We start from the raw sequence: 13,680 nt of genomic DNA on the forward strand, positions 1-13,680 counted from the left end.
TAACGTACACACACGGATGCCGCAGTCGGCCTATGCTGGGCAAGGTTGATCAGCGCTCTGGGGAGCACCGCATGGATACGAAGAAGACCGTCCTCATTGTCGATGACGACAACCTGGTGCTGGAATCCATCGACCTGCTGCTGTCGGCGGCCGATGGTCTGCAAAGCATTCGTGCGATAGGTGTATCCGGCGCCATGAGCCACCTGCGGCAGGCGCATGTCGACGTGCTTGTCGCCGACGTGATTCTTGCCGGTACGGTCTCCGGCATCGACATCTGCCACGAGGCGATCAAGCGCAATGACGAAGTGGCCATCGTGGTGATCACGGCCGACACCGAAGTCCACGTCCACGATATCCCCGATCGCGGCGTCTTCCTGCGCAAGCCCTTCGGCGCAACCGAGTTGCTGGCGGCGATTCAACTGGCACTGGGCAAGGTCAAGCGGCGCTGAACCGCACGAGCGCGTGGGCTCAGAAGGATTCCTGGCGTTCACGTACTTCACTCGCGGTCCGGCCGTAGCGTGCGCGAAACGCGCGCTGGAATTGCCGCTCGCTGGAAAAGCCGTGGCGAAAGGCGAGATCGGAGATGTTCCTGTCCGGTTGTTCGCGAAGATCCCGGTGCACGGCTTCCACCCGGCGCTCGCGAATGTAGTGCTGCACGCCCCCACTGTCGGCAAACATCCGATACAACTGCGCACGCGACACGTGGAACCGTCGCTGCAGCACGGCAGCGCCAAGCTCGTGGTCGCCCAGTTGGGCGTCGATATGTTCGCGAATGCGCACGTGCAGCGTCTCGGCCCATGGCGGACGATCGCGCTGGCGGGTTTCGGCACGCAGGCAGCCGCGCACCACCGCCAGCGTGGCGCTGGCTGCGGTGCCGGCGTGGCCGGGCTCGATGTCGGGCAGCGTCAGCAGCAGATGCAGCAGGTGCTGGGTCAGCATCCGGCACGGCAGGTGGTCCTTGCGCAGCACCCTGCCGTGCAGCGGCGGATGCATCTGGTCGATCGCCTTGTGCCCGAGCAGCAGATTGACGTGTGCGCAGTTCGCTTCCCACAGTTCGACCGGCTGCGCCAGATCGTTCAGGTAGATGTCGCCCACGCGCAACTCGACCGTGCCGCGCTTGCCGAAATTGCCCCGTGCCGAGCCGCTCAGCAGCAGCCGCAGCAGGACGCAATCACTCAGCGGACTGCGGGCGATCAGGGCGGCATCCCGCCGGTACCTCGCCGGGCTTGCGCTTGACCGCGCCACCCGCAGCGGCCCCAGCTCGAACACGATGATCGACGCGTCCATCGGCGCGTCATCCTCCGGCAGGACCTCGGCCAAGGCACTGATCCAGCGCGCATAGGCCCGCGAGCGCAACAGCGGCTCGACCAAGGCAGTGCTGAAGGTCCTGCACGGCAGTGCGGCCTGCCGGCCCTTCACTGGAACGGGCGTATCCATCGAACTCCTCCTGAGATCGAGTTCCTCCCCGGGGGAGGTTTGGCAGCCACGCACATACCATGCCACCGCGTTTCACCTGCGCGCGGTGACACGTCGATGGCGCGTGCCGGCGACGACTGCATCCATCATGCGGAACCAGCTTCGTGCGAAGACCCGTTTCCGCGCTTCGCCATGGATGCCATCGCTGCCGGAACCTGTCCAGTAGCTCGACACGAAAAGACGCAAGGTGGAGACGAAACGTCGCGAGTCGGCAAATGAAACGTCGCATGCGGCTGTATCGGCCCGCCTAGAATGCAGTGGCAGGAATCCGATGTGGAAATCCGATCTTGTGACGCAGGGCCGGCTGGAACGCCGGAGCTGAACCTGGTCGCGAAGTCTGCGTCCCCGGCCGGATGCGGTGCGCCCCCGCATCGACTCTGTCCATCCGGCCGGGCGACGCATCGATGCGGAAATCGCAACGACGTGCCGACATATCGTTCAACAGGCGACAGGTCATGCCGCTTTCGCCAACGTTAACGCGACGCCCCGTATCGGCAAGCGGCTCGCGTCACGCCCACGCAGGATGCGCTGATTTCGGGCGTCCAGACGAAACCGCGACAGCCATCCGAGGGAACGGACATGGAACACGATGCATGCACGTCGACGCCCCGCCCGTGCGCGCTGCACCTCACCGATGACCTGTCGCAGGCGACGCGCGCCGGCCGGGCCGCTTGCCGGGGGCTTCCCTGACAACTGTCGCAGCTGAGCAGTTTCTGACCCTGCCAGCGACGTGGATGACAGTGCGAGATGAAATGACGCATGCCGGAGCATGCGTGCGGCACCAACCGATGTCGACGGGAGGCAGCGCCATGCACCGTGACACGGAAAGGCTTGACGCCGGTGGCGACACTCCCGCCGTGGCGGCTGCCATCGAGCTCAAGCGTGTTTCTCAGACCATGGAACGTCCGATGAACTGCACTCTGGCAAATGAATCGCCCCAGGCGCACTGGCTGGCTCAGCTGGACACCGCCACGCGGCCGGCGGAAATCGCCGCCATGATCGTCGAACTGGCCGAAGCCTACGCCGAATGTGCCAGCGCCCGTGTGCTGTGGGAACTTGGCGCCGGCATCAAGCCCGGTCGCAACTCGCCCGAAGGCTGGTTGCGCGGGGTGGCAGCGTCGGGTATTCCGCAACGCGTGCCAGCGATTGGCGCGGTCGCCTTTCGCCTGTGCGAGCGACCGCGGCCGATCTTGCTGCTGCTCACCTTGCACAACGGCTGCGACGCCACGGCGCTGATTGCCGAACTGCAACCCTTGCTGCAACTGGCCGGACGTCGGCTGGGCATCCTGCTGGGCTGGATCGAGCAACACCGTGCGCCACCGCCGCTGGAGTATTCCGAGCGGCTGCATCGTGCGCTGTTCAGCATCGCCGACCTGGCTGGCTGCGGTCGCGACATCCGCGCCATCCTGCGCGAGATCCACGCGGTCATGCGCGGCCTGCTTCCTGCCGACAACTTCTGCGTGGTGAGCCACGATCCGCAGCGCGAGCTGCTGCGTTTCGTCTATGCCTCCGATCCGCGCAGCCTGCCGCCACTGGCGGCCTCCGGCAATGACGTGTCGCTGGCCTCGATCAGCGGCTCGCCGCTGTGGTACCTGCTCGGCGAGGGCAAGGCGCTGCTGGGCACGCCGGCGCAACTGGGCAAGCAGGTCTCCGGGCCGCTGGTGGTGGAGCTCGACGACACGCAGTGGATGGGCGTGCCGATGTTGTACCAGGGCGAAATCCACGGCGCCGTGGTGGTGCGCAGCAGGCAGCCCGACCACGGCTACTCGAACGAGGACCTGGTGCTGCTGGAATTCGTCGCCACCCATATACGCTGTGTGATCGAGCGGCACCGTGATGCCGATGTCGAGCGCGAAGAGCAGTTGCGCGCAATGGCGCTGGTCGAGGCCAATCGTGTCTTGCAGGACCGCGTCGCCCAGCGCAGTCGTGCCCTGCACAAGGAGGTCGGCGAGCGCGCGCGGGTGCAACAGCAACTTGCCCACGAGCAGACCCACGACGCGCTGACCGGCCTGGCCAATCCGCGCTGCCTGCACGAACACATCGAGCGCCTGCTCGGCATGCAGCAAGGCGGCCCGTCCGGACCCGTCGCGCTGCTGCAGCTGAACCTGGATCGCTTCGCCGGCATCAATGATGGGCTTGGCCACTTCACCGGCGACCAGGTATTGCAGCAGGTCGCGGCGCGCCTGTCCGAATGCCTGGGCAACCGACCGGGCCTGGTCGCGCGACTGGCCGGCGACGAGTTTGCCGTGCTGATCGAGCAGGTGGCCGGCGCACGCCAGGCCATGCGCATGGCCCGGCGCATCATCGACCGGATTGGCCAGCCGATCTGCCTGAGCGGCCGCGAATTTCACGTCTCCGCCCGCATCGGTCTGCTCGTGTGCGATGCCCGTTACTGCACGCTCGAGCAGGTCCTGCGCAACGCCGACATCGCGCTGCACCGCGCAGCCTCCGTCGACTTCCCGCGCATCGCGCTGTTCGAACCGGCGATGGCCGACGAGGTCGTCGAACGGCTGGCGCTGGAAACCGACCTGCGCGAGGCTTTGCGCGAACACGCCTTCAAACCGTATTTCCAGCCGATCCGCCGCCTGCACGACAACACCATTGCCGGCTACGAGGCGCTGATCCGCTGGCCCCGGCCTGGCCACGGCGTGCTGGAACCGGCGGATTTCCTCAAGCAGGCGCGGAACTGCCGGCTGATCGAGGCGATCGACTGGCAACTGTTCGAACACAGCTTTCGCAGCTTTGCGCAGCACGGACCGGCCGATACTTTCCTCACTTTCAATGTATCGGCCGCGCATCTGGGCACGCCGGACTTCGACCGGCGCCTGCTCGAACTGCTGGCCAGCGTGAAGCTGCCGGCGTCGCGGGTCGTCGCGGAGGTCACCGAGGAAGCCCTGCTGGAAAACCCCGATCAGGTGCACACCATGCTGGTGCGGCTGCGCGCAGCGGGGGTAAGCGCGGCACTGGACGATTTCGGTACCGGATACTCCTCGCTGCACTACCTGCAGTGCCTGCCGCTGCGCATGCTGAAGGTCGACCGCGTCTTCGTGGACGGACTGGGCAAACCGGCCACCAGCGGCAGCGCCAACATCATCGCGGCGGTCATCGCGCTGGCGCGCTCGATGGACATCCAGGTGATCGCCGAAGGCATCGAGACCGTCGAACAGCGCCATGCCTTGGCCGCGATGGGCTGCCCGTTGGGCCAGGGTTACCTGCTGGGTCGACCGGACTGCGCGCTGAGCGGCACGGTGGTGCCGGCCGGGGCGATGATCGCCACCTAGCCAGCGTCGTCCGCGAGTGCGTCGATGTCGTCACGGCGACCGATTGCGTCTGCCCAACGGAGCGGCCAGACTCGGCGCTGGCGATCACACCGGGGAAGTCGATCATGCATCCGTTGCGCGTACTCACGCTGTCTGCCGTCATTGCCGCCACCCTGCTCGCCGGCTGTTCCGCAGCGGATCAGGCCGCACCACCGGCTGCCGCGCCGGCCACTGCCGCGTCGAGCGTCCATGCCGCAAGCGCCAACCGGGATGCCGCGCTGGCGTCCAGCGTCGATGCCTTTCTCGGCGGCTACTTCCAGCATTACCCGGTGTTTGCAGCCAACGCCGGCAAGCACGCGTTCGATGGCCAGCTGCCCGACTACAGCGCCGCAGGGCTGAAGGCCAGCGCCGACTGGCTGCACGCGCAACGCAACGGTTTCGCGGCGTTCGCCGACGACCAGCTCGATGCACAGGGCCGCTTCCAGCGCGACTACGTGCTGGCGGTGATCGACGGCCAGCTGTTCTGGCTGGAGGACTCCGGCGCGCCCTACAGCAACCCCACCTTCTACACCGGCGACCTGTCGCCGAGCATGTACCTGACCCGGCCGTACGCGCCGCTGGCCCAGCGCATGGCGGCCTTCGTCACCTATCAGGAGGCGCTGCCGAAGGCGCTGGCGCAGATCAAGGCCAACCTGAAACTGCCGCTGCCGGCTTCCTACATCGACGTGGGCGTCAACTCGTTCGCCGGCTTCGCCAGCTTCTTCAAGACCGACGTGCCCGGCATCTTCGCCGAGGTGAAGGACGACGCGCTGCAGGCGCGCTTCAAGGCCAGCAATGCCGCCGCGATCAAGGCTGCGCAGGAGCTGGCCGACTGGCTCAAGGCGCAGAAGCCGCAGGCCACCCAGGACTTCGCGCTGGGCGCGGAAAAGTTCTCCAGGATGCTGTTCGCCACCGAGCGCGTCGACCTGCCGCTGGACCAGCTCAAGGCGATCGGCGAGTCGGATCTGCAGCGCAATCTTGCCGCGCTGAAAGCCGCCTGCGACCAGTTCGCCCCCGGCAAGTCGCTCAAGGACTGCGTGGCCAGGGAGAGCGCCGACAAGCCCGTCGGCGGTGCGGTGGAAGGCGCCCGCGCCCAGCTCGCCAGCCTGCGCCAGTTCATCGTCGACAGGAACCTGGCGACCATTCCCGGCACCGAACAGGCCAAGGCCGAGGAAGCACCGCCGTTCAACCGCTGGAACTTCGCCTATATCGAAATTCCCGGGCCGTACGAGAAGAACCTGCCGTCGGTGTACTACATCGCCCCGCCGGATCCGAGCTGGAGCAAGGCTGACCAGGCCGCCTACGTGCCGGGCAAGGCAGCGCTGCTGTTCGTCTCCGCCCACGAAGTGTGGCCCGGCCATTTCCTGCAGTTCCTGCACGCCAACCGCGCCGACTGGAAGTTCGGCCAGTTGTTCGTCGGCTACGCCTTCGCCGAAGGCTGGGCGCATTACGCCGAGGAGATGATGTTCGACGCCGGCGTCGATGGCGGCACGCCGGAAATCCATGTCGGCCAACTCACCAACGCCCTGCTGCGCGACGTGCGCTACCTCTCGGCGATCGGTCTGCACACCGGCGGCATGAGCGTTGCGCAGTCCGAGCAGATGTTCCGCGAGCAGGCCTTCCAGGACCCGGGCAACGCCCGTCAGCAGGCCGCCCGCGGCACCTACGATCCGGCCTATCTCAACTACACCATGGGCAAGCTGATGATCATGCAACTGCGCCAGGACTGGATGGCCGCCCATCCGGGGCCGGACGCGCTCAAGGCGTTCCACGACCAGTTCCTCAGCTACGGTGGCCCGCCGATCCCGCTGGTGCGGCAGCAGATGCTGGGTGGGCCGGTGGCGGCGAAATTGTGGACGGCCGGGCCGGCGGCCGCGCCGACGAGCGTCGCAGGCATGCACTGATCCGCTGCCGTGTGCGCGGCGCCCGCTTCGCCGACCAGGCGGCGCGGGCGCTGGCGCACCCGGCCCGCCGCCAGCTTGCGGCATCACGTCGCGCGGGCAGCGGTGACCACGCAATCGACGTAGAGTGGCCGGCAAGCCCGCGCTGGGCACGCGACGACCTGCTGCAGGCAGTCCGCCGCATGGCTGGATTGCCCGCTCCGCCCATCACAGGAGGCCCGCCGTGGCTGACATTCCAACGGAAGCCGATGTGCTCTCCCCTGCTGCACCGACGGGCCACTGCCTGCCGCCCGTGGGCGGGCCCGATGACAGCCACCAGGCGCTGACCACACGCGCACGCAAGCTGGGGCCGATCCGCATGGCGGTGGTGCACCCCTGCGACGAAACCAGCCTTGCGGCAGCGCTGGAGGCACACACCGCCGGCCTGATCGACCCGCTGCTGGTGGCGCCGCGGACCAGGCTGCTGCAGCTGGCCCGCGATGCCGGGCTGGATCTGGCCGGCATCGCCATCGAGGACGTGGCGCACAGCCACGCTGCCGCCGCCAGGGCGGTGGAGCTGGCCAGCCACGGTCGCGTCGAGGCGCTGATGAAAGGCAGCCTGCACACCGACGAGCTGATGGCCGCGGTGGTGGCTGCCGCGGCGGGACTGCGCACGGAGCGCCGGATCTCGCACTGCTACCTGATGCACAGCCCGGCGTATCCACGGCCCTTCATCATCACCGACGGGGCGATCAACATCGCGCCCACGCTGGAGCAGAAGGCCGACATCATGCGCAATGCGATCGATCTGGCGCAGATCCTTGGCGTGGCCGTGCCGCGGGTGGCGATTCTCGCCGCGGTGGAAACCGTCAACCCGCACATGCAGGCCACGCTGGATGCCGCCGCGCTGTGCAAGATGGCCGAGCGCGGTCAGATCACCGGCGCCGTGGTGGACGGGCCGCTGGCCTTCGACAATGCCGTTTCCGCCGCTGCCGCGCGGATCAAGGGCATCGTCTCGGACGTGGCCGGCCTGGCCGACATCCTGCTGGTACCCAACCTGGAAAGCGGCAACATGCTGGCCAAGCAGCTCGAATACCTGGGCGATGCCGCCAGTGCCGGCATCGTGATGGGCGCGCGCGTACCGATCGTGCTGACCAGCCGCGCCGACTCGCGCGAGTCGCGGGTCGCCTCGTGCGCACTCGCGGCGCTGGTCGCCCACCATTACCGGGCCAGCCCGCCGTGACCAGCCGCGACGCCGACTCGCTGATCCTGGTGCTCAACTGCGGCTCGTCCAGCATCAAGTTTGCACTGTTCGATGCCCGCGACACGCCGCTGTCGCGCACCCCGGCGTGGCAAGGCAAGGTCGAGGGCATCACCGGCCCGGCGCCGGGATTCAGCCAGAGCGGTGCCGCGCGCGAAACGCTCTCACTGGATCCCGCGCGGCCCTACCACGACGCCCTGGCCCACCTGCGTCGGCGCATCGTGGCGCGGCTGGAAGGTCGCCGCATCGTGGCGATCGCGCATCGCGTGGTGCACGGCGGCAGCAAGTACTTCGTACCGGTGCGCATCGACGCCGCGGTGTTGGCCGACCTGCAAGGCTACATACCGCTGGCGCCGCTGCACCAACCGTTTGCGCTGGAGGCGATCGCCGCGCTGCTGGCCGAGCTGCCGCGGCTGCCGCAGGTGGCCTGCTTCGACACCGCGTTTCACCAGAGCATGCCGACGGTGGAGAAGATGCTGCCGTTGCCGCGCGCGGTGTGGGACCAGGGCCTGCGCCGCTACGGTTTCCACGGCCTGTCCTACGCCTACCAGTCGCAGGTGCTGGGCGAGCGCTACGGCGACGCCGCGCGCGGGCGCACCATCGTGGCGCACCTGGGCAGCGGCGCCAGCCTGTGCGCGATGCAGAACCTGCAAAGCGTGGCCACCACGATGGGCTTCTCCGCGCTGGACGGCCTGATGATGGGCACCCGCTGCGGCGCGCTGGATCCCGGCGCGGTGATCTACCTGATGCAGATCGGCAAGCTGTCGCTCGAACGCGTGGGCCACATGCTGTACCACGAGTCCGGCCTGCTCGGCGTGTCCGGCGTGTCCGACGACCCGCGCGTGCTGTTGCCACGCGAGCACGAGGCGCCCGTGCGCGAGGCACTGGCGTTGTATGTGCGCAGCATCGTGCGCGAGCTGGGTGCGCTCACGGCCACCCTCGGCGGGCTGGACATGCTGGCCTTCACCGCCGGCATCGGCGAGCACAACGCGGTGATCCGCGAACGCGTCTGCACCGGGCTGGGCTTTCTGGGCGTGGCGATCGACCCGGTCGCCAACGCGGCCGATGCGCCGGTGATCTCCAGCGCGTCGAGCAAGGTCCGCGTGGTGGTCGAGCCCACCAACGAGGAGTGGGTCGCGGCCACCGCCGCGCTGCCGTTGCTGGCGCGCTGAACCGTTACTCCAGCCTGCCGGCGTCCGGCGCGTTCCACATCCAGTGACGTATCTCCGGCAGGTCCTGGCCGTTCTCGTCGATGTACTGCTTGTGCTGCAGCAGCTTGTCCTGCAGGCGCTGCTTGAGGTGCGCGGCCTGCTCACCGAGCTGCGGCACGCGATTGATCACATCGATGACCAGGTGGAAGCGGTCCAGCGCGTTGAGCACGGTCATGTCGAACGCGGTGGTGATGGTGCCCTCCTCCTTGTAGCCATGCACGTGCAGGTTGTCGTGATTGGTGCGCCGGTAAGTCAGCCGGTGGATCAGCGTGGGGTACCCGTGGAACGCGAAGATCACCGGCTTGTCGCGGGTGAATAGCTGGTCGAAGTCCTCGTCGTCGAGTCCGTGTGGATGCTCGCTGGGCGATTGCAGCTTCATCAGGTCGACCACGTTGACCACGCGCAGCTTCAGCTGCGGCAGGTGACGGCGCAGGATCGACACCGCGGCCAGCGTCTCCAGCGTGGGCACGTCGCCGGCACAGGCCATCACCACGTCGGGCTCGCCCTGCTCGTCGCTGCTGGCCCACGGCCAGATGCCGATGCCCTGGCTGCAGTGCCGTTGCGCCGCCTCCATCGCCAGCCATTGAGGAGCCGGATGCTTGCCTGCGATCACCACGTTGACGTAGTGGCGGCTGCGCAGGCAATGGTCCATCACCGACAGCAGGCAGTTCGCATCCGGCGGCAGGTACACCCGCACGATCTCGGCCTTCTTGTTGACCACGTGGTCGATGAAGCCGGGATCCTGATGGGTGAAGCCGTTGTGGTCCTGCCGCCACACGTGCGAAGCGAGCAGATAGTTCAGCGACGCGAGCGGTCGCCGCCACGGGATGGCGGCGGTCATCTTCAGCCACTTGGCGTGCTGGTTGAACATCGAATCGACGATGTGGATGAACGCCTCGTAGCAGTTGAACAGGCCATGCCGACCGGTCAGCAGATAGCCTTCCAGCCATCCCTCGCACTGATGCTCGCTGAGCATTTCCAGCACCCGGCCCTGCGGCGCCAGAAACTCGTCGTTCGGCGCGGTAGCCGCCTCCCACTGGCGGTCGGTAGCCTCGAACACGGCGGCCAGCCCGTTCGACACGGTTTCGTCCGGCCCGAACACGCGAAAATTGCGCTGCCGTGCGTTCAAGCGGATTACCTCGCGCACGAACGGCCCCAGCACACGCGTGTCGCCGATGCCGCGCACGCCCGGCTGCGGCACGTCCACCGCATGCTCGCGGTAATCGGGCATGCACAGATCGCGCAGCAGCAGGCCGCCGTTGGTGTGCGGGTTGGCGCTCATGCGGCGGTTGCCGACCGGGGCGAGCGCGGCCAGTTCCGCGCGCAGCCGACCCTGCTCGTCGAACAGCTCCTGCGGCCGATAGCTGCGCAGCCATGCCTCGACCTGCTGCAGGTGTTCCGGCGGGCTGGTTTCCGTGACGGGGATCGGCACCTGGTGCGCGCGGAACGTGCCCTCGTTCGGCTTGCCGTCGACCATCTTCGGCCCGGTCCAGCCCTTGGGCGAATCGAGCACGATCATCGGCCAGCGTGGCCGCGTGGTGACGCCATGCAGGCGCGCATCGTCGCGAATCTGGCGGATCTGCGCCACCACCGCGTCGAGCGTGGCGGCCATCGCCTGATGCATCAGCTGCGGATCGCTGCCCTGCACGAAATGCGGCGTCCAGCCGTAGCCGCGCAGCAGCTGCTCCAGTTCCTCGCGGCTGATCCGCGCCAGCACGGTGGGGTTGGCGATCTTGTAGCCGTTCAGATGCAGGATCGGCAGTACCGCGCCGTCACCCACCGGATCGAGAAACTTGTTCGAATGCCAGGCAGTGGCCAGCGGCCCGGTTTCCGCCTCGCCATCGCCGATCACGCAGGCCGCGATCAGCTCGGGGTTGTCGAACACCGCGCCAAACGCATGGCTCAATGAGTAGCCCAGCTCACCACCCTCGTGCAGCGAGCCCGGACATTCCGGCGAGGCGTGGCTGGGTATGCCACCCGGAAACGAGAACTGCTTGAACAGCCGCTGCAGCCCCGCCTCGTCCTGGCCGATCTCGGGATACACCTCGCTGTAGGTGCCATCCAGATACGCATTTGCCACCACCGCCGGGCCGCCGTGGCCGGGGCCGGAGATGTAGAACATGTCCAGCTCGTGCTGCCGGATCACCCGGTTCAGATGCGCATAGATGAAATTCTGCCCCGGCGTGGTGCCCCAGTGGCCCAGTTGCATGCGCTTGACATGTTCGAGCTTCAGCGGCTCGCGCAGCAGCGGATTCGCACGCAGGTAGATCTGCCCCACCGCCAGGTAGTTCGCGGCGCGCCACCAGGCGTCGATGGCCTGCAACTGGTCGGGGGCTAGCGGCTGGGGGTTCAAGGTATCGGTGGTCATGATCAGGCACTCCCGAAAATGCAAGAAGGGCAATTCAGGGCACTATGCGCCTCACGGGACGTGAATTTCGCTGTGGCACCTCGCCACACCCACGGTGCGACAGTTTCATCATTGGATATCTTCACGCCCCTGCCTTACGCCGTTGCAGCGCCCCGGTTGGATCACGCATCGGAAACAGCACAGCATGACCGTACATGAAAACACCGAAGACGGCGGTCCGCAGACCCCGCCGTGGGCCAATCTCGGCGCCGGCCTGATCAGCGGCGCGGCAGACGACGACCCCAGCGGCATTGCCACCTACTCGCAGGTGGGCGCGGCGTTCGGCTACGGCATGCTGTGGGCCGTGCTGGTGACCATGCCGCTGATGATCGCCATCCAGGCGATCAGCGCCGGCATCGGTCGCGTCACCGGCCACGGACTGATGGACGGCATGCGGCTGTACTACCCGCGCAGGCTGGTCTACGGCTTGCTGCTGCTGGTCGTCATCGCCAACGTGATCAACCTGGCGGCGGACATCGGCGCGATGGGCGCGGCGCTGGCGCTGCTGATCGGCGGGCCGGCCCTGCTCTACGCCGCCGGCTTCGCGTTGCTGTCGTTGGTGTTGCAGGTGTTCATTCCGTTCACCCGCTACTCGCCCGTCCTCAAGGTGCTCACGCTCAGCCTGTTCGCCTACGTCGCCACCGTGCTGGTGATCGACGTGCCTTGGCGCGCCGTGCTGCGCAGCGTGGTGCTGCCGCCAATCAGCTGGAATGCAGCCTACGCGGTGGGACTGGTGGCTTTGCTGGGTACCACCATCAGCCCATACCTGTTCTGCTGGCAGGCCTCCGAAGAAGTCGAAGAGATCGAATCGAGCAGGCAACGCAAGCCGCTGCACGACGCGCCGCAGCAGGCGCCGAGCGCGCTGCGGCGGATCGGCATCGACACCACGGTGGGAATGATCTTCTCCAACCTGATCGCGTTCTGCATCGTGCTCACCGCCGCTGTCGTGCTGCACGCCCACGGCAAGACCGACATCCAGTCCTCGGCCCAGGCCGCCGAAGCCCTGCGGCCGCTGGCCGGCGATCTTGCGTTCATGCTGTTCGCCGCCGGCATCCTCGGCACCGGCCTGCTGGCCGTGCCGGTACTGGCCGGTGCCACCGCCTATGCCGCCGCGGGCGCGTTCGGCCAACGCAGCGGGCTGGAATACAAGCCGCGCGAGGCACGTTTTTTCTACGCCGTACTGATCGGCTCCGCCCTGCTCGGCATCGCGCTCAACCTCACCCCGCTCGACCCGATCAAAGCGCTGTACTGGAGCGCCGTGATCAACGGCGTGGCCGCCGTGCCGCTGATGATCGCGATGATGCTGATGGGCTCGAACCCCGGCCTGATGGGCGAATTCACCATGCCCTGGCCGCTGAAACTGCTTGGCTGGCTGGCCACCGCGGCGATGGCGGCGGCGGTGGTGGTGATGTTCGTGACCTGGGGGAAGTGAGGCCCGGTCCGGCATGAGGTGAGGTCATTCCAGGTGCGCCGGGATGTCTGCGGCGGCGATCCTGATTGGCCACGTTCTTTTTCGCTTTGAGAATACGAAGGCCGTTGTTATCCGAATTTCATCGCCTTCGTTCTCATCCCTCATCCTTGTGTGTGGGCCGCCACGAAACTGCGCAGCACATCGTTGATCCGTGTCTGGTAACCCTTGCCACCATGCTTGAAGTAATCGAGCACGTCCTGGTCGATCCGCAAGGTCACCTGCGCCTTGGGTTCGACTCGCGCCGGACGATGCTTCGCCCAGAACTCGGCCGACATCGCGGCAATGTCGCTGTAGTTGATGCTGCCATCCGGCTGGTCCGCCACCGCCTGCAGGCGCTTGCGCTGAACGGCGGTCAACGGCTTGGGATGTTTGGGATCAAGCTTCATTTTCACGGTAGTACGCTCGCTCGCTGGCATTGGCCTTGCGGGCCGAAATGATGCGGATGATGTCTCCATCGGCACCGCGCAAAGTGCAGGCAACGACCAGCAACACCAGCCCCGCCCGACCCATCGTCAACCATCGGATCTCACCGTAGTCCTCGCGGACATCGACGATGTCGACACGTCCGTCATCCAGAAACACATGGGCCGCATCTTCAAAGGCGATGCCATGCTTGCGCAGGTTCGAAGCCGCCTTCGCATCGTCCCACTCGAAGTCCATATCCGTGGATTCCAG

Annotated in this window: 10 protein-coding genes; 6 read left to right on the plus strand and 4 right to left on the minus strand. The window is 67.0% G+C overall.

Annotation, left to right across the window (positions count from 1 at the left end):
- Positions 1-71 precede the first annotated feature (71 nt).
- A complete protein-coding gene (locus ACQGNJ_RS08270) occupies positions 72-449 on the plus strand; it encodes a response regulator (RefSeq protein ID WP_426688759.1) in 378 nt (125 codons plus the stop codon).
- A gap of 19 nt (positions 450-468) precedes the next feature.
- Here ACQGNJ_RS08270 and ACQGNJ_RS08275 read toward each other — a convergent pair whose 3' ends face one another.
- A complete protein-coding gene (locus ACQGNJ_RS08275) occupies positions 469-1,437 on the minus strand; it encodes a helix-turn-helix domain-containing protein (protein ID WP_426688760.1) in 969 nt (322 codons plus the stop codon).
- A gap of 947 nt (positions 1,438-2,384) precedes the next feature.
- Here ACQGNJ_RS08275 and ACQGNJ_RS08280 point away from each other — a divergent pair.
- From ACQGNJ_RS08280 to ACQGNJ_RS08295, 4 genes are all read left to right on the plus strand, one after another.
- Positions 2,385-4,757, plus strand: coding sequence for a putative bifunctional diguanylate cyclase/phosphodiesterase (locus ACQGNJ_RS08280; protein ID WP_426688761.1), 2,373 nt, complete (start codon positions 2,385-2,387; stop codon positions 4,755-4,757).
- Between the two features lie 104 nt (positions 4,758-4,861).
- Positions 4,862-6,679 (plus strand): DUF885 domain-containing protein, encoded by a 1,818-nt coding sequence (locus ACQGNJ_RS08285; protein ID WP_426688762.1) that lies wholly within the window; start codon positions 4,862-4,864, stop codon positions 6,677-6,679.
- A gap of 220 nt (positions 6,680-6,899) precedes the next feature.
- A complete protein-coding gene (locus ACQGNJ_RS08290) occupies positions 6,900-7,898 on the plus strand; it encodes a bifunctional enoyl-CoA hydratase/phosphate acetyltransferase (RefSeq protein WP_426688763.1) in 999 nt (332 codons plus the stop codon).
- Positions 7,895-9,088: an acetate/propionate family kinase gene (locus ACQGNJ_RS08295; protein ID WP_426688764.1), complete on the plus strand. Its 1,194-nt coding sequence runs from the start codon at positions 7,895-7,897 to the stop codon at positions 9,086-9,088. The genes ACQGNJ_RS08290 and ACQGNJ_RS08295 overlap by 4 nt, the downstream gene beginning before the upstream one ends.
- Before the next feature lie 4 nt (positions 9,089-9,092).
- On the opposite strand, the gene ACQGNJ_RS08300 is transcribed toward ACQGNJ_RS08295, so the two are convergent.
- Complete coding sequence (locus ACQGNJ_RS08300) at positions 9,093-11,495, minus strand: phosphoketolase family protein (protein ID WP_426688765.1); 2,403 nt, start codon at positions 11,493-11,495, stop codon at positions 9,093-9,095.
- Between the two features lie 184 nt (positions 11,496-11,679).
- Between ACQGNJ_RS08300 and ACQGNJ_RS08305 the strand changes: the two genes are divergently transcribed.
- Positions 11,680-12,966: an NRAMP family divalent metal transporter gene (locus ACQGNJ_RS08305; RefSeq protein WP_426688766.1), complete on the plus strand. Its 1,287-nt coding sequence runs from the start codon at positions 11,680-11,682 to the stop codon at positions 12,964-12,966.
- Between the two features lie 140 nt (positions 12,967-13,106).
- On the opposite strand, the gene ACQGNJ_RS08310 is transcribed toward ACQGNJ_RS08305, so the two are convergent.
- On the minus strand, positions 13,107-13,391 hold the full coding sequence (locus tag ACQGNJ_RS08310) for a BrnA antitoxin family protein (protein ID WP_426688851.1): 285 nt from the start codon (positions 13,389-13,391) through the stop codon (positions 13,107-13,109).
- Positions 13,381-13,665 (minus strand): BrnT family toxin, encoded by a 285-nt coding sequence (locus ACQGNJ_RS08315; RefSeq protein WP_426688767.1) that lies wholly within the window; start codon positions 13,663-13,665, stop codon positions 13,381-13,383. The genes ACQGNJ_RS08310 and ACQGNJ_RS08315 overlap by 11 nt, the downstream gene beginning before the upstream one ends.
- Positions 13,666-13,680: the final 15 nt, after the last annotated feature.

It is taken from the genome of Rhodanobacter ginsengiterrae (assembly GCF_050026815.1).
Taxonomy (GTDB): Bacteria; Pseudomonadota; Gammaproteobacteria; order Xanthomonadales; family Rhodanobacteraceae; genus Rhodanobacter; species Rhodanobacter ginsengiterrae.